The organism is Cellulomonas sp. KRMCY2 (assembly GCF_000526515.1).
Classification (GTDB): Bacteria; Actinomycetota; Actinomycetes; order Actinomycetales; family Cellulomonadaceae; genus Actinotalea.
This window is the reverse complement of record NZ_JAGF01000001.1, coordinates 1613537-1638457: the sequence shown is the minus strand read 5'-3', so window position 1 is coordinate 1638457 and position 24921 is coordinate 1613537. Positions and strand designations below refer to the sequence as shown.

24 protein-coding genes and 1 riboswitch are annotated in these 24921 nt (G+C 72.6%); of the genes, 8 read left to right on the top strand and 16 right to left on the bottom strand.

The features are described 5' to 3' along the window. Positions 1-10: 10 nt before the first annotated feature. The 8 genes from K415_RS0107915 to K415_RS23405 all read right to left on the bottom strand — a co-directional run bounded on the left by K415_RS0107915 (position 11) and on the right by K415_RS23405 (position 9472). Positions 11-889 (bottom strand): prenyltransferase, encoded by an 879-nt coding sequence (locus K415_RS0107915; protein ID WP_024286537.1) that lies wholly within the window; start codon positions 887-889, stop codon positions 11-13. Continuing rightward, a complete protein-coding gene (locus K415_RS0107910; protein ID WP_024286536.1) occupies positions 886-1263 on the bottom strand; it encodes a lycopene cyclase domain-containing protein in 378 nt (125 codons plus the stop codon). The genes K415_RS0107915 and K415_RS0107910 overlap by 4 nt, the downstream gene beginning before the upstream one ends. Further along, positions 1260-1610 (bottom strand): lycopene cyclase domain-containing protein, encoded by a 351-nt coding sequence (locus K415_RS0107905; RefSeq protein WP_024286535.1) that lies wholly within the window; start codon positions 1608-1610, stop codon positions 1260-1262. The genes K415_RS0107910 and K415_RS0107905 overlap by 4 nt, the downstream gene beginning before the upstream one ends. Continuing rightward, entirely contained in the window at positions 1607-3343 is a 1737-nt protein-coding gene (gene crtI / locus K415_RS0107900; protein ID WP_024286534.1) for a phytoene desaturase family protein, read from the bottom strand. Before crtI ends, K415_RS0107905 begins: the two co-directional genes overlap by 4 nt. Then, positions 3343-4221: a squalene/phytoene synthase family protein gene (locus K415_RS0107895; protein ID WP_024286533.1), complete on the bottom strand. Its 879-nt coding sequence runs from the start codon at positions 4219-4221 to the stop codon at positions 3343-3345. The genes crtI and K415_RS0107895 overlap by 1 nt, the downstream gene beginning before the upstream one ends. Then, positions 4218-5315: a polyprenyl synthetase family protein gene (locus K415_RS0107890; RefSeq protein ID WP_024286532.1), complete on the bottom strand. Its 1098-nt coding sequence runs from the start codon at positions 5313-5315 to the stop codon at positions 4218-4220. The genes K415_RS0107895 and K415_RS0107890 overlap by 4 nt, the downstream gene beginning before the upstream one ends. Then, the gene (gene idi, locus K415_RS0107885) at positions 5312-5857 is read right to left on the bottom strand and encodes an isopentenyl-diphosphate Delta-isomerase (protein ID WP_024286531.1); all 546 of its coding nucleotides are present in this window, start codon (positions 5855-5857) and stop codon (positions 5312-5314) included. The genes K415_RS0107890 and idi overlap by 4 nt, the downstream gene beginning before the upstream one ends. A gap of 282 nt (positions 5858-6139) precedes the next feature. Next, positions 6140-9472, bottom strand: coding sequence for a sigma-70 family RNA polymerase sigma factor (locus K415_RS23405; RefSeq protein WP_155859399.1), 3333 nt, complete (start codon positions 9470-9472; stop codon positions 6140-6142). Between the two features lie 247 nt (positions 9473-9719). Here K415_RS23405 and K415_RS0107875 point away from each other — a divergent pair, with 247 nt between their 5' ends. After that, on the top strand, positions 9720-10487 hold the full coding sequence (locus K415_RS0107875; RefSeq protein ID WP_024286529.1) for a hypothetical protein: 768 nt from the start codon (positions 9720-9722) through the stop codon (positions 10485-10487). An 89-nt stretch (positions 10488-10576) separates the two neighbouring features. Here the strand turns inward: K415_RS0107875 and K415_RS0107870 are convergent, their stop codons facing one another. From K415_RS0107870 to dnaK, 4 genes are all read right to left on the bottom strand, one after another. After that, a complete protein-coding gene (locus K415_RS0107870; protein WP_024286528.1) occupies positions 10577-10996 on the bottom strand; it encodes a heat shock protein transcriptional repressor HspR in 420 nt (139 codons plus the stop codon). A gap of 62 nt (positions 10997-11058) precedes the next feature. Continuing rightward, complete coding sequence (locus tag K415_RS0107865) at positions 11059-12057, bottom strand: DnaJ C-terminal domain-containing protein (RefSeq protein WP_024286527.1); 999 nt, start codon at positions 12055-12057, stop codon at positions 11059-11061. A 58-nt stretch (positions 12058-12115) separates the two neighbouring features. Further along, positions 12116-12772: a nucleotide exchange factor GrpE gene (gene grpE / locus K415_RS0107860; protein WP_024286526.1), complete on the bottom strand. Its 657-nt coding sequence runs from the start codon at positions 12770-12772 to the stop codon at positions 12116-12118. Beyond that, on the bottom strand, positions 12769-14625 hold the full coding sequence (gene dnaK / locus K415_RS0107855; protein ID WP_024286525.1) for a molecular chaperone DnaK: 1857 nt from the start codon (positions 14623-14625) through the stop codon (positions 12769-12771). The genes grpE and dnaK overlap by 4 nt, the downstream gene beginning before the upstream one ends. 275 nt (positions 14626-14900) lie before the next feature. On the opposite strand from dnaK, the gene K415_RS0107850 reads away from it, so the two are divergent. Next, complete coding sequence (locus K415_RS0107850; RefSeq protein ID WP_024286524.1) at positions 14901-15524, top strand: YdeI family protein; 624 nt, start codon at positions 14901-14903, stop codon at positions 15522-15524. After that, the gene (locus K415_RS0107845; protein ID WP_024286523.1) at positions 15521-15889 is read left to right on the top strand and encodes a nuclear transport factor 2 family protein; all 369 of its coding nucleotides are present in this window, start codon (positions 15521-15523) and stop codon (positions 15887-15889) included. The genes K415_RS0107850 and K415_RS0107845 overlap by 4 nt, the downstream gene beginning before the upstream one ends. Here K415_RS0107845 and K415_RS0107840 read toward each other — a convergent pair. Then, positions 15862-16611 carry an SRPBCC domain-containing protein gene (locus K415_RS0107840; RefSeq protein ID WP_024286522.1) on the bottom strand — a complete coding sequence of 250 codons (750 nt, stop codon included), beginning with the start codon at positions 16609-16611 and terminating at the stop codon, positions 15862-15864. The two genes, K415_RS0107845 and K415_RS0107840, sit on opposite strands and share 28 nt — an antisense overlap. 168 nt (positions 16612-16779) lie before the next feature. On the opposite strand from K415_RS0107840, the gene K415_RS0107835 reads away from it, so the two are divergent. From K415_RS0107835 to K415_RS0107825, 3 genes are all read left to right on the top strand, one after another. Continuing rightward, entirely contained in the window at positions 16780-17340 is a 561-nt protein-coding gene (locus tag K415_RS0107835) for a peroxiredoxin (RefSeq protein ID WP_024286521.1), read from the top strand. 70 nt (positions 17341-17410) lie between these two features. Beyond that, complete coding sequence (locus K415_RS0107830; protein ID WP_024286520.1) at positions 17411-18523, top strand: GNAT family N-acetyltransferase; 1113 nt, start codon at positions 17411-17413, stop codon at positions 18521-18523. A gap of 77 nt (positions 18524-18600) precedes the next feature. Then, the gene (locus K415_RS0107825) at positions 18601-19686 is read left to right on the top strand and encodes a GNAT family N-acetyltransferase (protein WP_155859398.1); all 1086 of its coding nucleotides are present in this window, start codon (positions 18601-18603) and stop codon (positions 19684-19686) included. Here K415_RS0107825 and K415_RS21595 read toward each other — a convergent pair whose 3' ends face one another. The 3 genes from K415_RS21595 to K415_RS0107810 all read right to left on the bottom strand — a co-directional run bounded on the left by K415_RS21595 (position 19687) and on the right by K415_RS0107810 (position 23817). Next, positions 19687-20763, bottom strand: coding sequence for an ABC transporter ATP-binding protein (locus tag K415_RS21595; protein WP_034662315.1), 1077 nt, complete (start codon positions 20761-20763; stop codon positions 19687-19689). A 176-nt stretch (positions 20764-20939) separates the two neighbouring features. Then, positions 20940-22649, bottom strand: a complete 1710-nt coding sequence (locus tag K415_RS0107815; RefSeq protein ID WP_024286517.1) for an iron ABC transporter permease — start codon at positions 22647-22649, stop codon at positions 20940-20942. A gap of 1 nt (position 22650) precedes the next feature. Next, the gene (locus K415_RS0107810; RefSeq protein ID WP_024286516.1) at positions 22651-23817 is read right to left on the bottom strand and encodes a thiamine ABC transporter substrate binding subunit; all 1167 of its coding nucleotides are present in this window, start codon (positions 23815-23817) and stop codon (positions 22651-22653) included. Between the two features lie 88 nt (positions 23818-23905). Then, positions 23906-24025: riboswitch (TPP riboswitch) on the bottom strand. Between the two features lie 110 nt (positions 24026-24135). Here K415_RS0107810 and K415_RS0107805 point away from each other — a divergent pair. Next, on the top strand, positions 24136-24573 hold the full coding sequence (locus K415_RS0107805; RefSeq protein WP_024286515.1) for a hypothetical protein: 438 nt from the start codon (positions 24136-24138) through the stop codon (positions 24571-24573). A gap of 96 nt (positions 24574-24669) precedes the next feature. Continuing rightward, positions 24670-24915 (top strand): DUF4235 domain-containing protein, encoded by a 246-nt coding sequence (locus tag K415_RS0107800; RefSeq protein ID WP_024286514.1) that lies wholly within the window; start codon positions 24670-24672, stop codon positions 24913-24915. Positions 24916-24921: the final 6 nt, after the last annotated feature.

The following is a 24921-nucleotide window of genomic DNA, read 5'->3' as shown; positions in this document are numbered from 1 at the left end:
CACCCGTGGGTCAGAGGCGGGCGCTCCAGATCAGGAGCATCGTGACGAGGAAGCCGACCGCGTAGTTGGCGCCGAGGAACTGGCGCCAGCCACGGTTGGCCGACTCCGCGGCGGCGTCGGGCACGGACCGGAAGGGCCAGACGATCGCGGCATAGGGCAGGACCAGCAGGGCGGCGAGCGGGCCGGGCCACGGGGTTGCGAGCAGGAGCAGACCGGCCAGCAGGTAACAGCCCAGCGAGAACCGGACGGTGCCGCGGGTACCGAGGACTGTCGCGATCGAGCCGATCCCGGCCGCGCGGTCGGCGGCGATGTCCTGGACGGCGCCGAAAGCCTGGCTCGCCGCGCCCCACACGAAGAAGGCGGCGAGCACGAGCCATGCCGCGCGTCCGATCGGCTGTCCGGCCAGGACCAGCCCGTACAGGGCCGGCGAGACGAAGTGCGTGCTGGAGGTCAGCGAGTCCAGCACGGGGCGTTCCTTGAACCGGAGCACCGGCACCGAGTAGGCGAGCACCGCGAACAGGGACACCGCCAGGACCAGCCAGGACAGCGGCGGGCCCACCGCCACCAGGACCGCGACGAACGGCAGCGGGAGCAGCAGGGCCGCGGCCAGCGTCGTCCGGTGCAGACGCCGGTCCAGCAGCGCGCCCTCGACGCCACCCTTGCGCGGGTTCTGCAGGTCCGACTCGTGGTCGAACACGTCGTTGACGCCGTACATCAGCAGGTTGTAGGGGATCAGGAAGAACACCGTCCCGACGACCAGGCGGAGGTCGATCTCATGCGCGGCCATGACGTAGGCGGCGGCGAACGGGTAGGCGGTGTTGACCCAGCTGAGCGGCCGGGACGCCAGGGCCAGCTGACGCAGCGTCGCGGTGACGCCACCTGCGGTCACCGGTCGCCCCCGCTCGGGGCGTGCGTCGAACGGCCGTCCTCGGCTGGGTCAGGCTCGGCCCGCCCCTCGGCCCGGTCGCGCTCACGTCCGGCGAGCAGGTGCCACAGGGCCGGGAGCAGCAGTGCACCGGCCACCGGATAGCTGACGTCCTCCACCGGGGCCCGCCCGACGAACGCACCGATCAGGTGCTCCTCGGCGAAGCCGAACAGCTCCGCGGAGATCATCAGGTTGTCGAACACGGCCGTCGTCGCGGCGAGCACGACGACGCTCAGGGCGATCGCCGTGACGGACGGCCCGCCGGTGCGCCATCGGGCGACGAGCGCCACCGTCGTGGCGAGGCCGATGAACACCATGGCCAGGTACAGGTACGTCACCCGTGACCTCCCGGGCGTGGCGCTGCCCGCTCCCGGTCCCGGACGGTGAGTCGGGTGAACGCGACGTAGAGGTTCATCGTCAGGTAGCACAGCAGGGCGAGGAAGCCGATCTCCTCCACCGGGAGCTGTGGCGCGAGCAGCCAGCCGGACATGAACTCGGTCCGGCCGCGGAAGAAGATCCCGAGGTCGACCCCGACGAGGTCCCAGACGACGAAGAAGGCCACCCCGGACACCAGCACCACGGCTGCGCGACGCGGCGCGTCGAAGAAGAAGAGCCGGAACCGGCGGTCGAGCATCGCCATCCCCGCGAGCGAGACCAGCAGGGCAAGACCGTACGCGGCGCTCATGCAGCTCCCGCACCGGGGTGGTGCAGCGGGACCTCAGCCGGCGTCGGGACCTCGGCCGGGGCCGGGACCTCAGCCGGGGCCCGGACCTCGGCCGCCACCGGCACCGGCACCGGCACCGATGCATGGCGCCGCTCGAAGGCCGGGACAGGGAGCGCCCCGGTCGAGGTGTCCCCGCGCAGCCGCTTGATCACGAGCTCCGCGCTGATCAGGCACATCGGCAGGCCGATGCCTGGCACGACCGAGCCGCCCGCGTAGTACAGCCCGGCGACCCGTCGCGAGGCGTTGCCGGCCCGGAACATGGCGCTCTGCCGCAGCGTGTGAGCCGGGCCGAGCGCCGTACCGCGCCACGCACGCAGGTCGTGCGCCCAGTCGGCCGGTCCGATCGTGCGTCGCAGCACCACGCGCTCGGCAAGGTCCGCCACACCCGCCCAGCCGGCGATCTGCGCGATCGCCGCATCGGCGACGCGCTCGACCCAGGGATCGCCCGCACCGTCGAGTCCCCCCCGGCCGAGGCGGACGTCCGGCGGCACCGGGACGAGCACGACGACGTTCTCCATGCCGTCGGGCGCAGCCGTCGGGTCGGTGGCGGTCACCCGGCTGACGTAGACCGACGTCGGGTCGGGCATGGGCCGCGGGTCGTCCGCCGTCAGGGGGGCGAAGATCTGCTCGAACGTCCGGTCCCAGTTCTCGGCGAAGAACAGGCTGTGGTGCTCGAGCTGCGGCAACGGTCCTCGCACGCCCAGGTAGACCATCACAGCGCTGGGACCTGGCAGCTGCGCACGCCACCAGCGCCGGGAGTACGACTGCAGACGCGGTGGCAGGAGGTCGCGCTCGGCGTGGCTCAGGTCGGTGGTGGCCACGACGAGGTCGGCCCGCAGCTCGTAGGTCCTGCCGTCGGCGTCCCGGTACCGGACACCTGTCGCGCGGGCGCGGCGCAGCAGCCCGCGCTCCCGCGGCCCACGGGTGGGCCCGGTCGTGATCGCCACGACGTCCGCCCCGGTGCGCACCTCGACGCCGGCCTTCGCCGCGAGGCGGTGGATCGCGGCGATGAGCTCGGTGAAGCCGCCCCGGGGGTAGAGCACACCGTCGACGAGGTCGAGGTGGCTCATCAGGTGGTACATGCTCGGGGTCAGGCTGGGGGCCGCACCGAGGAACACCGCGGGATACCCCAGGATCTGCCGCAGCCGGGTGTCGCTGACCGTCTCGTGGATGCGGCTCTTGAGGGACTGCGTCAGGAGCCGGCCGAGCTGGGGCAACCGGGTCAACACCTCGACGCTCGCCAGGGGCAGCAGCGAGGCGTACGTCGTGTAGAGGAAGTGACGGGTGGCCATCGTGTAGGCGTCCGACGCCGACGCCAGGTAGCCGCGCAGCCGCTCGCCGGCGCCGGGCTCGACGCCCTCGAAGAGCCGGACGCTGTCCTCGAGGTCCGACCGGACGTCGAGCGGCTCGTGGTGCTCGTAGTAGACGCGGTACGCGGGGTCGAGGCGCACGAGCTCGAGCTGCTCGGCCGCGGTGGTCCCCAGGAGCGCGAAGAAGTGCTCGAAGACCTCCGGCATCAGGTACCACGACGGCCCGATGTCGAACCGGAAGCCGTCGGCGACCCAGGAGCCGGCCCGCCCACCGACCTCGTCGCGCGCCTCGAGCACGGTGACCTGGTACCCCTCGTGCGAGAGCAGGGCAGCGGTGGCCAGCCCCGCGATCCCGCCGCCGACGACGACAGCGCTCCTGGACATCACTGACCCCCTGGCCGGTTCGGCAGCAACGCCACGACGGCGAGCCGGACCTTGACCGGCCCGGGTACGCGCACGCGACTGCGCAGGACGTCGCGCGCCGGGGTCGCCGCCAACCGGCGCGACAGCTCGGCGAAGAGCGCGTGCGCGACCCGCACGGCCCGGCGTGCCGACGGCGGCAGGTCACGGACGGCGACGGCGGCCACGGCCAGGTCGGCGTCGATGTCGGCGATGATCGCCCGCTTCTGGGTCTCGGTGAGCCGCTGCGGGTCGACCCCGACGAAGTAGCTGCGGCCCAGCGCCTCATGGTCCTCGGCCAGGTCGCGAAGGAAGTTGATCTTCTGGAAGGCCGCGCCGAGCGCCTTGGCCCCTGGTGCGAGCGCGTCGTACCGGGCCGGCCGGTTCGCCGCCGGCGCGCTCGCGAGGAAGATCCGCAGGCACATCAGACCGACGACCTCGGCGGAGCCGTGGATGTACCGGGCCAGGCTCGCGGCGTCGTGGTCGGAGCGGTCCAGGTCGGTGCGCATCGAGGCGAAGAACGGCTCGACGAGCTCGGTGCCGATCCCCGCCCACCGTGCCGTCGTCGCGAAGGCGTGCACCAGGACGTTGGTGCTGTAGCCGGTGGTCATCGCCTCGTAGGTCTCCGCCTCGAGGCGGTCGAGCAGTCCCCTGGCCGTGCCGGCGTCGGCGCCTGCCTCCTGGGTCGCGCCGTCGACGACCTCGTCCGCCAGGCGCACCAGGGCATAGACGTTGCGCACGTGCACCCGCTCGATCGGCGGCAGCAGGCGGGTGGCCAGGCCGAAGCTCGTCGAGTAGCCCCGGACCATCACGTCGGCCGCACGCTGGGCGACCGTGTCGTAGAGGCTCAGCCGGCCGCTCATCGGGCCTCGTCGATGTGCCGCGCGACATCGCCGAGCGCCGCACCGATCTGGTCGGCCACCGAGGCGACGACGAGCGCGAGCGCATCGGGCAGGCGTCCGGTCGACAGGCGGCTGCGCACGACCGTCAGGTCCGCGCGGATGGCGTCCTGCACCATCGTCGGCGCCACCGAGCGGGCCAGGGCACGTCGAAGGCCGGCGGCCGTCGCCTCGTCGAGGTCGGGGCGCCCGACGTGGTCGGCGAGCTCCGCCCATACCGGCATGGTCGCGGCGAACAGGATCAGCGGGGTCCGTTTGCCCTCGCGCAGGTCGCTCAGGTTGCTCTTGCCGCTGGCCTCCTCCGGGGCGAACACGCCCAGGAGGTCGTCGACGAGCTGGAAGGCACGGCCGAGCAGACGGCCCAGGTCGTCGAGCTCGTCGAGCACGCGCTGCCCGGCCCCGGCCAGCACGGCCCCGGCGCGCAGCGGGGCCCGGAAGGAGTACATCGCCGTCTTCGTCTCCGCGACCAGCAGCGACTCCTGGAGGCTCGGCGTGTGCAGCCCGAGACCGAACGCGGTGTCTGCGAGCTCGCCGCCGGCCGTGACGACGAGCGTCTCGTCGAGCAGGTCCAGCAGGGCCTCGCGACGTGCGGGGGACACGTCCGCGGACGCGATCAGCCGGTGCGCCTGGCTCAGGGCGAGGTCACCGGCCAGGACGGCGGCGGCGTCCGACCACCGGCGCGAGCACTCGGTGCCGTGCCCGGCGGCCATGGCCTGGCGGTGCATGGTCGCGGCAAGGTTCGGCTGCCCGCGTCGCATGGTGTCGCCGTCGATGAGGTCGTCGTGGATCAGGAAGGCGGTGTGCAGCATCTCGAAGCCCGCCGCGACGCTCACCGCGGCTGACGGGTGCTCACCGCGCAGGGCCTCGTGGGTGCGCAGGACGATGGCCGACCGGAAGCGTTTGCCGCCGCGGACGCTGCGCGCGATCTCGGACCACAGCAGCACGTACTCGGGACCGAACGGTGCCGCCCGGAGGCGTGCACGCTCGGTCGCGGTGGTGACGAGGTCCTCGACCTGGAGCTCGAGGTCGCGCGCGGGTGCGATCGTCAGGGCGCTCATGACCGGCTCACGAGGCGGTCGTCGAGCCTGCCGAGGTGGGGTGCGGAGCTGACGAGCCAGGGGCTCAGGGCCCAGGGGGCCGCGGTGATCGCGGTACGCAGCCCTTGGGGAGTGACCCACGCGTGGTCCATGACCTCGTCGGGGTTCGGCACGGGCTCTGCGACGGCACGTGCGGTGTAGATCGGGCAGATCTCGTTCTCCACCAGGCCCGAGGCGTCGGTCGCGCGGTAGCGGAAGTCCGGCGCCACCAGCTGCAGGTCGGTGAGCTCGAGCCCGAGCTCGAAGCGTGCTCGCCTGCGTACCGCATCGGTCGGCTCCTCGTCGGGGGCAGGGTGGCCGCACACGCTGTTCGTCCACACCCCGGGCCAGGTCGCCTTTGCCAGCGAGCGCCGCGTGACGAGCACGAGGCCGGCGGCGTTCAGGACGTGGCACGAGAACGCGAGGTGCAGCGAGGTCTGCGTCGTGTGCACGGTGGCCTTGTCGGCGGTGCCGAGGCGCGTCCCGTCGTCGTCCAGCAGGACGACGGTCTCGGTGGTGGTCATGCGCGGCTGCCTTCTGTCGCGGTCATGGTGCTCGGTTCTCGGAGTGAATGCTCAGCATGCTGAACATATTCCCTCCAGGTCGCGATGTCCCGGGAGATCTCCGTCATCGTCGCGGGTCAAGGATGACGCACCGGGCCCGGCGACGTGCCGTGATGGCGCCGCCGTGGGAGCGGAGGGGCGCACGGCTGAGCAGCCGCCGGCGTCGGGAGATGCGCCTTGGGGCGACGATGGCAGGCCGGAGCATCGACCCGGGCGTTCAGCCGACAGTGGCTCCGTGCGTGATCAGCTGGAGTAGCACTGGGCGATCGGTCGCCAGTAGTCCGGGATGGTGTCAGGCGGGAACCGAGCTTCCTCCGCCTGCAGCCGCAGGTAGTTCCAGCCCTTGTACGTGACCACCGCGTCCTTGGCGTACCAGACGCCTTCCGTCCACTCCACGGGAGCGCACGGCTCCGACGCCACGACCACAGCCGTGACGTCCGTGTCGCTCAGGCCTCCACCGGAGACCTTGGCGGCGATCTGGCGGTACGCGACTGTCCCCGTCGCGGAGACCTCGGTTGCGAGGGTGGTGGGCTCCCCGGGCGACAGCTCCGCGAGGGTGCATGTGACGATGCCGTTCGAGCCCTCCTTGCCGGTGCACGACCAGTCCGACGCAGTCGCAGGACGAGCCCAGGTCACCGCGGGCGGCAGGGTGATCTCAGCAGTGAGGTTCTCGATCGTGGTCCCGCCATCGTTCACGACCGTGAAGGTCACCGCCCGAGGGACACGGGCCTCAAAGATCGCCTCGGCCTCGGCCGCCTCGATTGAGAGGGACGCAGGCGTCGCGGGCTGGACGTTGAGCACGAGGTCGGCGGTCGCCACCGGGGTCGTTCCGTGGCGGACCCTCGAGGTGATCGAGTACTCGCCCGGTGCCAACCGCGCCGAGATGCTCAGCCGCAACGGTAGCTCCACGGGCTTGTCGGTCGGTGCACCGGCCGACAGCACGATGTCGGCCGCGCACAGCCGGACCAGCGGAGCGTCGTCTGCCGAGTCGGAGCACTCGGTCCATCGTGGGGAGCTGCCCTTGACCCAGCTGACGCCCACCGGCAGGTCGACCTCGGCGGTCAGCGCGCCCGTCGTGGTGGCACCGAGGTTCTCGAGCCCGACGACGGCGTCGTAGGTCCCTGCGACGAACACGTCACCGTCGGGTCCGAACGAGACACCCACGTCCGCCGGCGCCGAGCGGATCTCGATCGGAGCCGCAACCGTGATCGTGGCGGCCGGGATGTCGATCGTGAGCGCATCTGCGTAGTCGACGTCGATCAGTCCGGTGTGCGCCGCGAGATCCGGTGCCGCCGCCGTGAGGTCGACCTGGAGTGCTCGGCTGGAGCCCCGGAGGAGCCTGCCGTTCCTGCAGGTCAACGACCTCTCGCCGGTCGGCGCACACGTCCACGCGTCGGTCGCGTTGTCGCGCAACGTGACGCCGGCCGGCAGGTCCTCCGGCGGTGTCACGATCGCCGTCACCGGGACGGACGTGCTGCCCGCGTTGCTCACCGGGATGCTCACGGTGGTGGTCCTCGGCCCCTCGACGGCGCCGGTGAGCTGGACACCCTCGGCGACCTGTGCCGTGATGCGGGCCGGCTGCGATGCGAGCCGTCCGGTCACCGGGACCGATGCCTTGGGCGCCTCGGACCCGTCCATCCACGTGGTGATGTCGAACGTGACGTCCTCCTCGCCGTCGACGCGGTCGTCGGTGACGGAGACGAGCACCTCGAGCACGCTCGGGACCCCGGCGACGAGGGCCGGGTTCGTGCAGACGGAGACGGTCGATGACGTGCTCTGGCAGGTCCAGTCATCGGGGCCCGCTGCGGCACGGGCGGTGCCGGAGGCGAGGTCGGCGGCGTCAGGAGCGATCGTGACCTTGCCGATCTGGCCGGCGCCGAACGCGAACTCCGCGTTGACCACGCCGTCGATCACGCTGGTGACGGTGACCGAGACGGGCGTCGGCTGACCGGAGACCAACGCCAGCGCACCGACCGTCGCCACCTGCACGGGCTCGTCAGGCTCCGGCGGCGTGGTCGGTGGTGTCGTCGGCGGTGTCGTCGGCGGCGTGGTCGGCGGCGTGGTCGGTGTCGTGGTGGTCGGTGTCGTGACCGACGTCGTCATGTCAGGCGTCGTCGTGCTCACCACCGGCACCCCGACGGGCCCCGGCACGATCGCCGGGTCGGTCCCCTCGGGGGTCACGCTCTGGTCCGGCTCGCCTGCTGCACCCTCGTCGGTGGTTCCCGCGGGGCTCGTGGGCTCAGGCTCCTCGACGGCGGCGAGCGTCGCCGCCTCCTGGGGCTCGTCGTTCGGGGAGAAGACGCCCAGCAGCCCCGCGACACCGACGGCTGCGGCCACGACCACCGTGGCTGCGACCAGCCCGATGACCACCGGGACCCCGGCCAGGAACCCAGCCAGGCCGCCGGCGGCAGCGGCACCAGCACCGGCGGCTCCGGCACCCGCTCCGGCGCCCGCACCGGCGATCGACCCTGCGCCGACCGACGAGGTGGCGCCCGACGCCGACGCGGCACCGTGCACCGCGTCGACCAGCACGGCTGCGCCGGCACTCGCGCCGACCAGACCGCTCGCGGCCAGACCGAGCGCCCCGCTGCCGGCCCCGACGAGGGATCCCCCGCCGGCGGCAGCGCCCGCACCGACCCCGGCACCCGCACCAGCTCCGGCACCGGCTCCCGCACCAGCACCGGCACCAGCACCCGAACCGGCTCCCGCACCCACCCCGGCCCCGGCACCCACCCCGGCACCGGCTGCAGCGCCGACGGCACCCGCCGCACCGCCGAAGCCGAGCCCCTTGAGCGCGACCAGAGCAGCCGCCCCGAGCACGAGCGGGGCGATGACCACCCGCATGCCGTGGTTGACGTCGCCGAGCTCGAGCACGAGGGGGCGGCAGGTCCCGCACTCCTCGAGGTGCGACTCGACCAGCGCGGTCTCGCGCTTGGCCAGACCGCCACGGACGTAGGCACCGAGCTTGCGGTTGACGATCGTGCACGCCTCGCTGGCCGGTGCTGCGAGGTGCTGCTGGAGGTAGGCCTGCCGCAGGCCCTCGCGCGCGCGGTACGCGAGCGCGGCGACGCCGTTGGCGGTCAGGCCGAGCACCGGTGCGATCTCGGCCGGCGTCAGCTCCTCGACCTCGGTGTACCAGAGGACCGCCTGCCACCGTTCGGGCAGCGACTTGTACGCCTGGGAGACGACGCCGCGCTCGAAGCCCGCCATCGTCGGCTCTTCGGTCGACTCGCCTGCGCCGAACGCCTCCTCGAAGGTTTCGAGGTCGTCCGTCGGCTGCGCGCGCCGGCCGCTCTCGACCCGGACGAGGGCGACCCGGCGGATCACGGTGAACAGGTAGGCCCGGAAGGCGACGTCGGGCCCGCCGCCGCCCTGGATCGCGACGAACACCCGCGAGAAGGCGTCGGCGACGGCGTCCTCGGCGTCGGCGGCGGAGTTCGAGTACTGGCGGGCGACCGCCCGGGCGGCGTCGGCATGCCGCTCGTACAACGTCCCGAAGGCCTCCGAGACGCCGCTGCGGACAGCCGTGATCAGCTCAGCGTCGCTGGACAGCTCCCAGTCGCTGGCGAGCCTCACGGCGTCCTCCCCTCCGGCGATCGTCGGCGTGCGCGGGCACACCGCGCCCCAGCGGTCCGGGTGCTGCAGACGCCCGGACGACGGCGTCCGGGCGCGGGGAGCCGTCCCAGTGTACGGGCCCTCTGGTCACAGCGTCTCACGTCGGCCGGGCGTCGGGCGCCGCCCACCTGGGTGAGATCGGTGCACTTCGGGCACATTCCCCCCAGAAGTCGCGTCATAGGCGGGCCTGAGGGCTGTCTCATCAGGCGTGACCTCGACCGAGCAGATGCGCGACGCCTGGGCCTCGACCCTGCGGGAGCAGTGGCGGGCCGAGACTGTCGACTCCGTGTGGCTACGTCCGGGCGACTGGTACCACCCTGCTGTGGACGCCCTGGCCGAGGCGCTGAGCGCCGGTGCGAATGCCTGCGCAGCCGCCGGACGGCTGGGCGAGGTCCGCGGTGCCGCCGGTGTCGGCATCGCCGAGACGCTCGACGACGTCGGCGTGCTCTTCCGGCTGATCGGCCGTGACCCCGGCCTCGACGTCGTCCGCGCGCTGTGCGAGGGCTGGGCCGGCGCGATCGAGTCGGCACCCGTCCAGGCCGCCTGCATGGACCCCGAGTCCGGCCTGCCGACGGCGGAGTACCTGGGTGTGCGGCTCGGCGAGACCTACGGCGCCGCGGGCAAGCACGCGCACTACGCCTTCCACACGCACTGCCTCGTCCTGGTCGACGTCGCGTCCCAGGACCTCGCGCCGTGGCGCCGGATGGCGCGCTCGGCCGCCATGGGCCGGGCACTGACGTCCGCGATGGCGCCGGGTCACCCGATGGCCGCACTGGGTGGCGGGGCCTTCGCCGTCCTGGTCGCTCGCGACTGGGACCTCGGCGAGGCCGTTCGCCGGATGCGCCTGCGGGTCAACGAGCAGGCTGCCAAGCTCCAGATCACCGACCTGCTGCGCCAGCCGCCCCGGATCTGGATCGAACCCCTTCCGGAGACCCACGCCCGCGCGGTCGAGCTGCTCAACCAGCTCCGTCGGTAGGCACACGAGAGTCCAGCATCCCCCCACGACGAAGAGCGCGACCCCCACGGGTCGCGCTCTTCGTCATCCGGTCACAGCCCGCCCGTCGATCAGGTCCGCGGCGGGCTGGGGCGCCACACCACCAGGGCGCCGGTGGAGGTCACACGGGCGGGCCGGTGGCCGCGCGGGACGGCCACGACCTCTCCCTGCGGACCCGCGGTGAACACCCGGCGGCCCGGGTCGGCCATCGACCGCAACAGCTCGACCTGCTGCTCCAGACGGCTCACGTGCGACTCGAGCGCGAGGATGCGCTTGATCCCGGCGAGGTTGATGCCCTCGTCCTGCGACAGCCGCTGCACCTCACGCAGGGTCGCGACGTCCCGCAGCGAGTAGCGACGACCGCGGCCGCGTGCCCGGCCGGGGGACACCAGGCCGAGCCGGTCGTACTGCCGCAGGGTCTGCGGGTGCATGCCGGCGAGCTCCGCCGCGACCGAGATCACGAAGGCGGGCTCGTCGTACGGGACACCCATCACGCCTCCCTCGTCGTCCTGAGCGGCTCGTCGTGAGCCGCTCGTCCGGTGTGCTGACCTGCCTAGGTCGCCGCGTTGGCCCGCAGGTCGGCCCGGACGTCAGCGTCGCTCGTCGCCAGCGCGAAGGCTTCGACCGCACTGCGCGCCTGGTCCGAGAGCCGCTGCGGGACGACCACCTGGACGTTGACCAGCAGGTCGCCGGTGCCCTGCGACGTCACGACGCCCTTGCCCCGGACCCGCAGGGTGCGGCCGGACGGCGTGCCCTCCGGGACCTTGACCCGCACCGTGGCACCGTCGATCGTCGGCACCTCGATCTGGGCTCCGAGGGCGGCCTCGGCGAAGGTGACCGGGACGGTGACCCGAAGATCACGCCCGTCGATGCTGAACACCGGGTGCGGCTCGACCTTGACCGCGATCACCAGGTCACCGGCAGGCCCACCGAGCTCGCCCGGCCGGCCCTTGCCGCGCAACCTGATCTTCTGGCCGTCCCGCACCCCGGCCGGGATCCGGGCGTTGACCCGACGCCCGTCGACCTGGAGGGAGACGGTCGAGCCTTCGAAGGCCTGCCGGAACGGCAGGGTCGTGGTCGCCGAGACGTCGGCACCCTGCCGGGGTGCGCGATTCGGCCGGAAGCCCGTCTGACCACCGCCGCCGCCGCCGAACAGCCCGCCGAGGATGTCGTCGAAGCCGCCGCCACCGCCCTGGGTCGTGTACCGGACCCGCTGGCCGCCGCCCGGTGCACCGCCGCCGAACAGACCACCGAAGAGGTCCTCGAATCCCGCCGAGCTGCCCGCGCCACCCGGTGCGGAGAAGCGGGCCCCGCCGCCGGCCATCGCCCGGACGGCGTCGTACTGCTGACGCTGCTCGGCGTCCGAGAGCACGGCGTACGCCTCGCCGACCTCCTTGAAGCGGGCCTCTGCCGCGTCGTCGCCGGGGTTGTGGTCAGGGTGCAGGGTTCGCGCCAGCTTGCGGTAGGCCTTCTTGATCGCCGCGGCGTCCGCGTTCTTCGGCACGCCGAGGGTCGCGTAGAAATCCTTCTCGAACCAGTCCTGGCCGGCCATCCCTACCCCCTTCCGTCCGTCGTCGTCCGATCAGTCGTGGTCCGCGGGTCAGTGACCGTCAGGAGTCCTCAGGCTCGGCGACCGACACCCGCGCCGCCCGCACGATCCGGTCCCCGACCCGGTGCCCGGGCTGAAGCACAGCCACGACAGTCGGCTCCGTGACGTCGTCGGAGTGCTGGTGCATCAGCGCCTCGTGCACCGTGGGGTCGAACGTCTCACCCTCGGCGCCGTAGCTCTCCCAGCCGAAGCGACCCAGCGTGGCCTCGAGCTTCTCGGCGATGGAGGCGAACGGGCCCTCGGTGAGCTCGCCGTGCTTCCGGGCCAGGTCGATCTCGTCGAGCACGCCGATCAGCGCCTCGACCATCGCGACCACCGTCTGGTCACGGGCGACCAGACGGTCCCGCTCGACCCGCTTGCGGTAGTTGACGTACTCCGCCTGCAGTCGCTGCAGGTCCTCGAGCCGCTCGGTGGCGACCGCCTGGGCGGCCTCGAGCTCGGGCGGGGCGTCGGCGCCCGTGAGCAGTCTCTCGTCGGACCCGTCGGACCCGTCGGACGCGTCGGACGCGCCGGCTGGGCCCGCTGCGGTAGCGCCTGCGGGTGCGGCGGGCTCGCGCACCGCGCCGGTCTGCGGATCGATGCGCCGCTTGTCGGTGAACCGCGGCCGGGTGGGGTCGACGTCGTCGGCCCCACCCTGAGCGGTGAGGTGGTCGGTCACTTGGCCTCGTCCTCGTCGACGATCTCGGCGTCCACCACGTCCTCGTCGGACGCGGCGGAGGTCGGAGCACCCTCGGCATCGGCTGCCGGAGCGTTGGCGGCCTCCGACGCGTAGATGGCCTCGCCGATCTTCTGGCTCACGTGGGCGAGCGCGGCCTGCTTCGACTTGACCGCCTCGAGGTCGGTGCCCTCGAGCGCCGTCTTGAGCGCGGCGACCGCCGCAGTGACCTCGGTCTTGACGTCGTCCGGGACCTTGTCGGCGTTGTCGGCAAGCACCTTCTCGGTCGAGTACACCAGGGACTCGGCGTGGTTGCGGGTCTCGGCCTCCTCGCGGCGCTTCTTGTCCTCGGCCGCGTGCTCCTCGGCCTCCTTGACCATGCGGTCGATGTCTTCCTTCGGCAGCGCGGAGCCACCGGTGATCGTCATCGACTGCTCCTTGTTGGTGCCGCGGTCCTTGGCGGACACGTGCACGATGCCGTTGGCGTCGATGTCGAAGGTGACCTCGATCTGCGGCACCCCGCGCGGGGCCGGCGCGATGCCGGTCAGCTCGAACGTGCCGAGCGGCTTGTTGTCCCGGGCGAACTCGCGCTCGCCCTGGAACACCTGGATCAGCACCGACGGCTGGTTGTCGTCAGCGGTCGAGAAGATCTCGCTGCGCTTGGTCGGGATGGCCGTGTTGCGCTCGATGAGCTTGGTCATCACGCCGCCCTTGGTCTCGATGCCGAGGCTCAGCGGGGTCACGTCGATCAGCAGGACGTCCTTGCGCTCACCCTTGATGACACCGGCCTGCAGCGCGGCGCCGACGGCGACGACCTCGTCCGGGTTGACGCCCTTGTTGGGCTCCTTGCCACCGGTGAGCTCCTTGACGACCTCGGTCACGGCCGGCATGCGGGTCGAGCCACCGACGAGGATCACGTGGTGGATGTCGTCCACGTTGATGCCCGCATCACGGATGACGGTGCGGAACGGCTCCTTGGTGCGCTCGAGCAGGTCAGCGGTCATCTGCTCGAACTGTGCCCTGGTGAGCTTCGAGTCGAGGTGGATGGGGCCGTTCTCGCTCATCGACAGGTACTGCATGGAGATGTTGGTGCTGGTCGAGGAGGACAGCTCCTTCTTCGCCTGCTCGGCGGCCTCGCGCAGCCGCTGGAGCGCGATCTTGTCCTTGGACAGGTCGACGCCGGCGGTGTTCTTGACCTCCTTGATCAGGTGCTGGACGATCCGGTTGTCCCAGTCGTCGCCACCGAGCCGGTTGTCACCGTGCGTGGCCCGGACCTGGATCGTGGAGAAGTCGTCCTCGTCCTTGCCGACCTCGAGCAGGGAGACGTCGAACGTGCCGCCACCGAGGTCGAAGACCAGGATCAGCTCGTCCTCCTTGCCCTTCTCCAGGCCGTAGGCCAGCGCGGCGGCGGTGGGCTCGTTGACGATGCGCAGCACGTTCAGACCGGCGATCTGGCCGGCGTCCTTGGTCGCCTGACGCTCGGCGTCGTTGAAGTACGCCGGGACGGTGATCACGGCGTCGGTCACGGGCTCGCCCAGGTACTGCTCGGCATCGCGCTTGAGCTTGCCGAGGACGCGTGCGGAGATCTCCTGCGCGTTGTAGTTCTTGTCGTCGATCGCGACGTGCCAGTCGGTGCCCATGTGGCGCTTGACCGAGGAGATCGTGCGGTCGACGTTCGTCACGGCCTGCCGCTTGGCGACCTCGCCGACCAGGACCTCGCCGGTCTTGGAGAACGCGACGACGGACGGCGTCGTGCGTGATCCCTCGGCGTTGGCGATGACGGTGGGCTCGCCGCCCTCGAGGACGCAGACGACGGAGTTGGTGGTACCGAGGTCGATCCCGACTGCACGTGCCATGTGAGGCGCTCCTTGATCATTCGTGCTCCTCGGCGCGTCTCGCCGCGAGAGCTGCGTTGCGTGTGGTCCGGCATCGCGTGTGGACACAGTGCGTGTCGACGGACGATGCCGACCGATGGTTGAGCCTGCTGCGCTCAAGTCTGCGCCGTCGTCGGGCACGATGCAAGTCGCCGGGCCCAGACTTGAGTCCACTCGGCTCAACTACAACAGGCCGCCCGGCATTCCCTCGGCCGTGGACCCTGACGCGTGTCGGACCGCAGGGGCACGATGGCAGCATGGCTGTCGACCTCCCTGAGCTGCTCCTGCCGGATGCGCCCGCGTGGCGTGCCTGGCTGGCCGAGCACCACGACACGTCCCCCGGGGTGTGGCTCGTGCTGCACAAGAAGGGTGGGACGGTGACGTCCCTGACCTACGCCCAGGCCCTCGACGAGGCGCTGTGCTTCGGCTGGATCGACGGTCAGGGCGCTCGACGGGACGCGGAGACCGTGCTGCAGCGGATGACACCCCGGCGCGCGCGCAGCCGTTGGTCGGCCCGGAACGTCGGCCACGTCGCCCGCCTCGAGAGTGCGGGCCTGATGCACGAGGCCGGGCGCGCCCAGGTCCGCGCGGCCCAGGCGGACGGTCGCTGGGAGCAGGCCTACGGCGGTCAGGCCGGGGCGCAGGTGCCGGCGGACCTGGCCGACGCACTCGCCGCCGAACCCCGCGCGCAGGCCTGGTTCGACGTCCTGACCGGGACCAACCGGTACGCGATCATCTACCGGATCACCTCGGTCAAGCGTGCCGAGACCCGCACCCGCAAGATCGCCGAGTTCGTGGCAGCTCTCGCACAAGGTCGGACGCCGTACCCCCAGCGGCGCTCGCCCGAGCCGGACGCAGCGGCCGGGAAGGCCGAGCAGTGACGGTGCTCGAGGAGTACATCGACGGCTGGCGACGTGATGATGTGGACGCGGTGCTGGCGACCCTGGCCCACGACTGCGTCGTCACCGAGTCGTACGGTCCGGTCTACCGCGGCCCGGTGGCAGTGCGTCGGTGGATGGAGCAGTGGTTCGGCCAGGGCGGGCAGATCCACCGGTGGGAGACGACCTCCCACCGGCTGGGCGACGGGTTCGAGGTCGCCGAGTGGACCTTCGAGTGCACCTGGGCCGGCAACCGCAGCACGTTCGACGGCATCACCCTCGCGACGACGACCGGCGGGCGGGTCCACCGGTTGCGCGAGTACCAGACGACGGCGCCGCTCTACGAGTGGGACGGCACCTGGCGCTGAGCCGGTGTCACGTCGGCGTTGCCCCACCACCCGGTCCACCGCTCCTCGGTCGCCGCGTGCCCGGCGTCGTCCTGGCCGTAGGTGCTCAGGACGAACATCGCCGCACCGTCCGGCGGAGCGCTCGACGGTGGGGTGCGCGCGATGACGAGCAGGTCATCACCCTCCTGCTCGACGGTCAGGCCCAGCTGGAGGTCGGTCTGGAAGAAGATCTCGCCGCCGAACTGCGTCCCGTCCGCGCGGTCGACGGTGTACCGGGAACCGACCGGCTCGTCGCCCAGCAGCCGGATGCCGAGCCGGGCGAGCAGCGGGTCGTCCTGCGGGCCGAGTCCCACGCCGAGCGCCGAGACCGTGCGCCGCGCCTGGCCGCGGTGCCGCTCGAGCCCGAACCGCAGCTGCTGGGTGAAGGTGATCCAGCCCTCGTCGATCGGGTCGTACTCGCCGACGTAGCCCGCCGGGTGCTCGTTGCGGAGCACCCGCAGACCGGTCCGGTCGTCGCCCTGCGGATCGAGCACGATCCGGTCGCCGTCCGGGAAGGCGAGCGAGCCGGCCTGCTGGTCCGCCTCGACGTCGTCGACGAAGATCTGCCGGATCTCGGCGGCCAGACCGTCGTAGTCCCAGCCGAACCACCGCTCGATCTGATCGGGCTCCCGCAGGGCGGCCCAGACGGCGTCGGCGCGGGCTCCCAGGACCATGTCGACCAGGACTCGGCGGTTCTCGGACATGGGTCCTCCTCGGACAGTGAGCCGCAGTGGGCTCTTCGAGCATGGCACCGCACCGCCGGGGGCGCATGTGATGACCGGCGACCCGCGCCGACGCGCATCTCGAGGCGACAGGTCCCACGGGGGCTCCCGGTTCGGTACGGTTTCGCTCATCGGGGAAGGGGGCCAGACGTGACGACCCATCTGTCACCGGCACCGGGCCTTCCCGTGCCGCGCGACGACGGCGCCGCAGCCCACGTGCGCGGCGCGTGGATGCCCGAGCTGAGCCTGCGCTCGACCGACCACACCACTGTCGACCTCGCCGACCTGCCCGGCCCACGCACGATCGTGTTCCTCTACCCCCTGACCGCACATCCCGGCGTCGAGCTGCCGCAGGGCTGGGAAGCCATCCCCGGCGCGCGCGGCTGCACGCCTGAGGCCTGCGGCTTCCGCGACGACCACGAGAGCCTGCTTCGCGCCGGCGCCGCGGCGGTGTTCGGCCTCTCGAGCCAGGGGTTGCGCTACCAGCGCGAAGCCGTCGCACGGCTGCACCTGCCCTTCCCGATGCTCTCGGACCCCCACCTCGAGCTGGCCGCGGCACTCGCTCTGCCGACCTTCGAGGTCGACGGCATGCGGCTCTTCAAGCGGCTGACCCTCGTGGTCACCGGCGGAGTGGCCGAGCACGTCTTCTACCCGGTCTTCCCGCCCGACCAGCACGCCCACGAGGTGCTGACCTGGCTGCTCAGCCACTGAGCCCCGGCACGCACCGGCCCATGTTCGAAAACGCGTGGCGCGCGACGCCGTCGTGCGCCCACAGTGGCGCATGACCACGTGGACCATCACGCGGGCACCGGTGCCCGCCGACCTCGACGCCCCCGACGCCTGGGCCGTCCATGGCACGTCGGCCGTGTCCGTCGCGGTCGACCTCGACCACTGGGGCCACGACGACCTCGCCTACAGCCCGCTGTACGCGCTGACCTACCTCCGGCGGCAGGACTACTCGACCCGGATCCAGCTCGTCGCGATGCGCGCCGACGCCGGCACCCCGCCCCAGCCGAGCGAGGTCATCGGCACCGCAGGCATCGCCATGCCCAGGACGAGCAACGAGCACCTCGCGTACCTCGAGGTCCTGGTGCACCCGGAGCATCGCGGGGCCGGCGTGGGAACGGCGCTGCTCGCCGAGTGCGAGCGGATCGCAGCGGAGCACGGCCGCCGGACCCTCATCGCCTCGAGCGAGCACCCCGATGAACCCGCCGCCGACGACCCCTTCGCGATCGAGCCACCGACCGGCAGCGGGCGCATCTCGGCGGCCGACCCCGAGGCCGCCTTTGCCCTGCACCGCGGCTACGCGCTCGAGCAGGCCGAGCGGTACAGCGTCCTGCAGCTGCCGATCGACCCGGGCCTGGTCGAGCGTCTGCACGACGACGCCGCGGCGCAGGCCGGGCCGGACTACCGCCTGGTCGCGTGGTCCGACCGGGCGCCGGACGAGTGGGTCGACCAGTTCGCCGGGCTCGAGACGCGGATGAGCACGGACGCCCCGATGGGGCAGCTCGAGATGAAGGAGGACCCCTGGGACGTCGAGCGCATCCGCACGGCCGAGCAGGACATCGCCGCGCGCGGCCACGGGTACCTGACCGTCGCGGCCGTGCACGGCCCCACCGGCAGGCTGGTGGCCTTCACGATGGTCGAGTACCCCTGGCGCCAGCCCGAGGTCGTCTTCCAGGAGGACACGCTGGTCGTCCGCGAGCACCGGGGGCACCGGCTCGGCATGCTGGTCAAGACGGACCTGCTGCGGCGGCTCGCCGGGATCCGGCCGGACGCCCGACGGATCCACACCTGGAACGCCGAGGAGAACGCCTTCATGCTCGGCATCAACGTCGCGCTGGGGTTCCGACCCACCGGGGTCTGCGGCGCGTGGCAGAAGAAGCTCGGCTGACAGCGGGTCTGCCCAAGTGGACCGCGAGCGTCCAGGGCGGGCAATCTTCGCCCATGACGTCGTGGTCCATTCGGATCGTGCCAGCACCCGCCGATCTCGACGCGCCCGGCGCCTGGCTGCTGCACGGGGCCGTCGAGGCGGAGCGGGCGAGCTCCTTCGAGTCGTGGGGCACCGACGACCAGGCGCTGACCGCTCTCGAGATGCTCGTCACACTCCACGACGACCGCTATGCGAACCACGTCCTGCTCGCCGCCGTCCGGGACGATCCGACGGACGCACCGGATCCGGCACGGGTCCTCGGCCGAGCGCACCTGCAGATGTGGACGCGCGACAACACCCACACGGTGCGGTTCGCGCTCGACGTGCGGCCCTCGGCGCGGCGGCAGGGTGTCGGCACCGATCTCTTCGCGGCGACTGTGGCGTTCGCGCGCGATGCCGGCCGGACCACCCTCGCGGTCGGGACCGGCCAGGCCTCCGAGCCAAGCCCGGGGCCCGGCACGCTCGCCCCCGGCTCAGGCACCGGGCTCGTCCGGACGTCGGATCCGTCGGTCCGCTTCGCCCTCACGCGCGGCTTCACCCTCGCGCAGGTCGAGCGCTACTCGATCCTCGACGTGCCGCTCGACGCTGACCGGCTGGCCGTGCACCGCGCACGTGCCGAGTCCTCCGCCGGTGCCGACTATCGCCTCGCCACCTGGGAGGACGCATGTCCCGACCAGCTGGTCGACCAGTTCGCCGTGCTCAAGACCCGGATGAGCACGGACGCACCGCTCGGAGGCTTCGACGCGGCGGAGGCCCCATGGGATGCCGAGCGCGTGCGCGCGAGCGAGGACCTCCTGCGCAGCCGGGGACGACGCCAGCTCACGACCGCGGCCGTCCACACGCCGTCAAGCACACTGGCCGCGTACACCTCGTTCGTCTGCCTCGGCTGGACCGACCAGGTCGTCCATCAGCACGACACCCTCGTGCTCCGCGAGCACCGCGGGCGCCGGCTCGGCATGCTGGTCAAGGCAGCGAACCTCGAGCACCTGGTCGCCCGGAAGCCGACCGTCCGTCGGATCGGCACCTGGAACGCCGAGGAGAACAGCCACATGCTCGCCATCAACGCAGCGCTCGGTTTCCGGCCTGCAGGGGGCTCCGGCGGGTGGCAGCTCCGCCTGACCTGATCAGGAGCCGGGCACGACGGCGATCGCGGCCGGATCGGGCCGCAGCCGGACGCGGTCCCCCGGCACGGGCAGACCCGATGCCGGGGCGAGCTCCGCACCGGATGCGGGCTCCGGTGCGGCGCCCGTGAGGTACGCCCGGCTCGGCTCGACAACCGTGACCTGCCCGATGCCGTCGACGTCGACGAGGGTCTCGACGACACCGCGCCGGAAGCCGGACCGCACCACGCGGCCGGCGAGCACGCCGTCGTCGGCACGCAGCAGCGAGCCGGGGCCGATGGCCAGCACGTCGTCATCGGCGCGCGCCGGCGAACCTGGCTGCGCCAGGGCCACCGCCTCGGGTGCGCCGGCCGGCACGAAGGCCTCGTAGCCGAGGAACTCGGCCACCCGGCGCGATGCGGGTCGGTGCCACAGCTCGGCCGGCGGCGCGACCTGGAGCAGCCGGCCGAGGTCCATCACCGCGATCCGGTCCGCCACCGCGAACGCCTCGTCGTGGTCGTGGGTCACGAAGATCGCCGTCGTGCCCGTCCGGGTGAGCGCGGCCCGCACCTCCCCCGCGAGCCGCTCGCGCAGCGCACGGTCCAGGGCTGACAGCGGCTCGTCGAGCAGGAGCAGGCGTGGCCGCGGGGCGAGCGACCTGGCCAGCGCGACGCGCTGCCGCTCCCCACCCGAGAGGCTCGCCACCTCGCGCGCACCGAACCCGACGAGCCCGACGAGCCCGAGCAGCTCGGCGACACGCGCCCGCCGGCCGGCGCGGTCGACGTGCTCCATCTCCAACCCGTAGGCGACGTTGCGCGCGACGTCGCGGTGCGGGAAGAGCTGGCCGTCCTGGAACATCAGCCCGAAGCCGCGTCGGTGGACCGGGACGCCCGCGAGGTCGGCGCCGTCCCAGGTGATCGAGCCGGCCGAGATCGGCTCGAGGCCCGCGACGGCCCGCAGCAGGCTGGACTTCCCGCTGCCGGACGGTCCGAGGAGCGCGACGACCTCACCGGGCGACACGTCGAGGCTCAGCCCGTCGACGGCCGTCGCCGTCGTGCCGTCGTCGTCCCGGTAGTGCACGACGACGTCCCGCACGCCCAGCCCGCGCCCCGCCCCGTCCGCCCCGCCCGCCCCGAGCGCCCCGCCCGCCCCGCGATCACGGTCGGGCAAGGTATCGGGGGTGATCTGCCCCGGAGACCTCGCCCGATCGGGGCGGAGATCGGGTCGGGGGTGCCGGCGGGGGTCGCGGAGCCGGCCGCCGGGGTTGCCGCGTGCCATCAGAGGTCTCCCGCCCCGCCGGCTCGCAGTCGTTCCGCGAGCGCCATGACGGCCGCGGTCATCAGGGCGAGCAGCACCGACGCCGCGAGCGCCATGCCCAGGTTGTCCGCCCCGGGCCGTCCGATCAAGCGGAAGATGACGACCGGGAGCGTCGGACGCTCGGGCCGCGCCAGGAACGACGTCGCGCCGAACTCCCCGAGACTCACCGCGAACGCCAGTCCGAGCGCGAGGCCGAGGGAGCGCGCGGCGATCGGCCAGTCGACCGACGCGACCACCCGGCCGGGCGATGCGCCGAGCACGGCCGCCGCCTCGTGCAGGCGGGTGTCGATGGCGCGCAGCACGGGCAGCACGGTGCGCACGACGAGCGGCGTCGCCACCACGGCCTGCGCGATCGGGATCAGCACGGGGGAGCTGCGCAGGTCCAGGTCGAGCCCGAGCGGGCGGTGCAGGGCGACCAGGAAGCCGAAGCCGACCGTGACGGCCGAGACGCCCAGCGGCAGCATGAACACCGCGTCGAGCAGCCGCACGGCCCGCCGGGCCCCCTTCGCGCGCGGCCGGCGCGAGACGACCAGCGCCACCAGGCCGCCGACGACCACGGCCATCACGGTGGCGTCCAGGGCGATCCGCAGCGAGGTCAGCGCGGCCTCCCAGACCGTCACGCTGAGGGTGTTCGCGCCGCCCGTCGTGCCCAGGTTGACGTAGTTGCCCAGCCCCCAGCCGCTCGGTGTGTGGAACGAGCGCACGAGCACTGTCGCGAGCGGCAGGGCGAGCAGTCCGACGACGACGACGCCGGTCACGCCGACCGCGAGCAGGTCGCCGGCGCGACGCTGCGGACCGCGCAGGGCGAGGCGCACGGGGTGGACCGTCCGGTCGGCCGCGCCGAGCTGCAGGGCACGCTCGCGCTGGGACCTGGCCAGGCCGGCAGCCGCGAGCACCCCGGCGACGACGACGAGCTGGACGACGGACAGCACCGCGGCCGCGCGCAGGTCGAGGAACTGCGTCGTCTGGACCCAGATCTCGGTCTCGACCGTGCCGTACCTCGTCCCGCCCAGCACCAGGACCACCCCGAAGGCCGTCGCGCAGAACAGGAACACGATCGCCGCCGCCGAGGCGATCGCCGGTCCGAGCGCCGGCAGGGTGACGGTCAGGAAGGCCCGCCACGGTGGTGCGCCCAGCGCCCGGGCGGCCTGCTCGGTGCGGGGGTCGAGGTGCGCCCAGAACCCGCCGACGGTCCGGACCACGACGGCGTAGTTGAAGAAGACCAGCGCGGCGACGATCGCGACGAACGTCCCGTCGAGGCCGAGCGCCCCGAGCGGCCCCGAGTCGCTGAGCACCGACCGGAAGGCCACCCCGACGACGACCGTCGGCAGCACGAAGGGCACCACGACGAACGCCCGCAGGGCGGCCCGGCCGCGGAAGTCGCAGCGGTGCAGCAGGTAGGCCCCGGGGATGCCGAGCAGCACGGCGACGACTGTCGCCGCTGTCGCCTGCCCGACGGTCAGGCCGATGATCCGCCAGGTGCGCGGGCGCCCGAAGACGTCCGCGAACCCGGACAGGTCGAGCGTGCCGTCGTGCACGAAGCCGCGCAGCACCAGCGTGCCGACCGGCAGCGCGAAGAACACGCCGAGGAAGGCCAGCGGCACGACGACGGCGAGGGTCCACGCGAGGTAGCGGCCGGCGCTGCGGGGGCCGGTGGGGCCGGTGGTCATGTCAACCGATCACGGTATCCGTCCACTGCTGGATCCAGTCGTCACGGTTCGCGCTGATCGTCGCCGGATCCACGGTGAACGGGTCCGTGGGCTGCGGCGCGTACTGCGTCCACGACTCCGGGAGCCCGATCGAGGAGTCCACCGGGTAGACGTACATGCTCTCCGGGATGTCTGCCTGGACCTCCGCGCTGAGCAGCCAGTCGATCACCTGGCGGGCGCCCTCCGGGTTGGCGGCGCCGGCCAGGACCCCGGCGTACTCGACCTGGCGGAAGCACGTGTCGAGCAGCGCGCCGGTCGGCGCCGACGTCGCGCCCTCGGCGACCTCGTACGGCGGCGACGACGCGTAGGACAGCACGATCGGCCGGTCGCCCTCGGACGACGGTCCGGAGAAGTCGACGTAGTACGCGTCGGACCAGCCGCTGACGACCGTGAGCCCGTTGTCGCGCAGCGCGGCCCAGTAGTCGAGCCAGCCGTCCTCGCCGAAGGCGCCGACCGTCGCGAGCAGGAAGGCGAGGCCCGGGGACGACGTCGCCGGGTTGGTCACGACGAGCAGGTCGCGGTACGCCGGGTCGGTCAGGTCCTCGAGGCTCACCGGTTCGGGCACCCCGGACTCGGCGAACCACTCGTGGTCGACGTTGAGGCACACGTCGCCGACGTCGATCGCCGTGAGGTGGCCCTCGTCGTCCGCGGCGTAGCGGGCCGAGTCCTCGCCGGCGGCCGGCGACGTGTACGGGTCGAGCACGCCCTCGTCGATCGCCCGGGAGGCGAACGTGTTGTCGATCCCGTAGACCACGTCGCCGAGCGGGGCGTCCTTGGTCAGGATGAGCTGGTTGACCAGGGCCCCGCCGTCACCGGGTGCGCGCTGCTCGAGCGTCAGGCCGGTGGTCGCCTCGAAGTCGGCGATGAGCTCCTCGCTCAGGGCGAAGGAGTCGTGCGTGACCAGCACGACCGTCCCGCCGGTGCCGCCGGTGCCGCCGGTGGAGTCGGTGCCGGACGCTCCGGAGTCCGCTCCGATCGCCGAGCAGCCGGCGAGCGCGAGCAGGCCGACCACGGCCCCGACGGTGCGCAGCGGCATCGCCGTCGGGCGCAGGGTCGTCGGGCGTCTCGTGCTGGGTGTGTGGCGCGTGCTGGTGCCGGCTGCTGCCGGCCGGTGGGCTGTGCCCGCCATGTCGTCCTCCTCGTGGGTCCAGGAGGGGGACGCCGACCGGCGTCACGGGGCACGCCGATCGGGCACGCCACGTGACGACCGGGCCGACGTCAGAGACGTCCCGACTCCCTACGCCGGTACCAACCGGATCAGGTTCGAGGGTCTGCGGATGTCCGCACTCTCAGCGTCTGTGTCCGGCTCGCCGGACGACGCTCCCCTGTCGTTCGCCGCAAGAGTACCCGGATACGCTCGGGGTACGGACCATGCGGAACCGTCACTGCGGTGCGGTGCCCGACGCCGGGCGTCGCGTCGCGGCGGCCCAGCGCACCAGGAGGAACCATGGCTGTCCTCGCCCAGCTCTTCGCCGCGACCCACGCCGAGGCGCTGCATCGCGCCGACGCCCTCGACCTCGGTCCGGTCCCCGGCGACGTGCCGCACGTCGACCTGCCGTCGATGGGCCCGCTCGACCTCGAGGTGCTCGGTGAGGTCGCGGCCCGGGCCGTGCACTTCGGCGCGGGCGATCTCGAGGTCGCCGAGATCGACCTCGAGCACGAGCAGCTCTTCCGGCTGCCGGAGTTCCTCTGCGAGGTCCTCGTCGACCTCGGGGTCGCCGAGGACCCGGACCTGCCGGGCGATGTGGCGACCGAGTGGGCGGGCTCCGAGGAGCTGGACCTGGCGGGGCAGGATCTGCTGCCCGTCGTGCAGGCCGTCATCGGGCTCGCCACCCAGGCCGACGCGGCGGGGCTCGACGTCTACCTGTGGGTCCAGGACGCCTGAGACCGGCGGGCACCGACCAGGCCCGCGCACTAGCGTGACCGTGAACCCGAGTGAACCGCTCACGCCGAACCGCCCCCGCCGAACCAGGAGGTCCCTGTGGCCGACAAGCAGTCCATGATCGCCAAGCTCGTCGGGCTCGGGGTCGCGCTGGCCGCGGCCTGGGCGGCCCAGCAGCTCATCGCCGGCGCCTGGAAGATGACGGTCGGTCACAAGCCACCGAAGCCGGAGGACGAGGGCGACGCACGCTTCGGCGAGATCGCCGCCGCCGCCGCGATCACCGGTGCGGTGGTCGCGCTGTCCCGCGTGATGGCCACCCGAGGCGCCGCCAAGCTGCTGCACTGACTTCTG

Excerpts from the sequence above, each read along its gene's own strand:
- K415_RS0107905 (WP_024286535.1), bottom strand. The coding sequence starts at position 1,610 with ATGAGCGCCGCGTACGGTCTTGCCCTGCTGGTCTCGCTCGCGGGGATG.
- crtI (WP_024286534.1), bottom strand. The coding sequence starts at position 3,343 with ATGTCCAGGAGCGCTGTCGTCGTCGGCGGCGGGATCGCGGGGCTGGCC.
- K415_RS0107895 (WP_024286533.1), bottom strand. The coding sequence starts at position 4,221 with ATGAGCGGCCGGCTGAGCCTCTACGACACGGTCGCCCAGCGTGCGGCC.
- K415_RS0107890 (WP_024286532.1), bottom strand. The coding sequence starts at position 5,315 with ATGAGCGCCCTGACGATCGCACCCGCGCGCGACCTCGAGCTCCAGGTC.
- idi (WP_024286531.1), bottom strand. The coding sequence starts at position 5,857 with ATGACCACCACCGAGACCGTCGTCCTGCTGGACGACGACGGGACGCGC.
- K415_RS0107870 (WP_024286528.1), bottom strand. The coding sequence starts at position 10,996 with ATGGGTGTCCCGTACGACGAGCCCGCCTTCGTGATCTCGGTCGCGGCG.
- K415_RS0107865 (WP_024286527.1), bottom strand. The coding sequence starts at position 12,057 with ATGGCCGGCCAGGACTGGTTCGAGAAGGATTTCTACGCGACCCTCGGC.
- dnaK (WP_024286525.1), bottom strand. The coding sequence starts at position 14,625 with ATGGCACGTGCAGTCGGGATCGACCTCGGTACCACCAACTCCGTCGTC.
- K415_RS0107850 (WP_024286524.1), top strand. The coding sequence starts at position 14,901 with ATGGCTGTCGACCTCCCTGAGCTGCTCCTGCCGGATGCGCCCGCGTGG.
- K415_RS0107840 (WP_024286522.1), bottom strand. The coding sequence starts at position 16,611 with ATGTCCGAGAACCGCCGAGTCCTGGTCGACATGGTCCTGGGAGCCCGC.
- K415_RS0107830 (WP_024286520.1), top strand. The coding sequence starts at position 17,411 with ATGACCACGTGGACCATCACGCGGGCACCGGTGCCCGCCGACCTCGAC.
- K415_RS0107815 (WP_024286517.1), bottom strand. The coding sequence starts at position 22,649 with ATGACCACCGGCCCCACCGGCCCCCGCAGCGCCGGCCGCTACCTCGCG.
- K415_RS0107810 (WP_024286516.1), bottom strand. The coding sequence starts at position 23,817 with ATGGCGGGCACAGCCCACCGGCCGGCAGCAGCCGGCACCAGCACGCGC.
- K415_RS0107805 (WP_024286515.1), top strand. The coding sequence starts at position 24,136 with ATGGCTGTCCTCGCCCAGCTCTTCGCCGCGACCCACGCCGAGGCGCTG.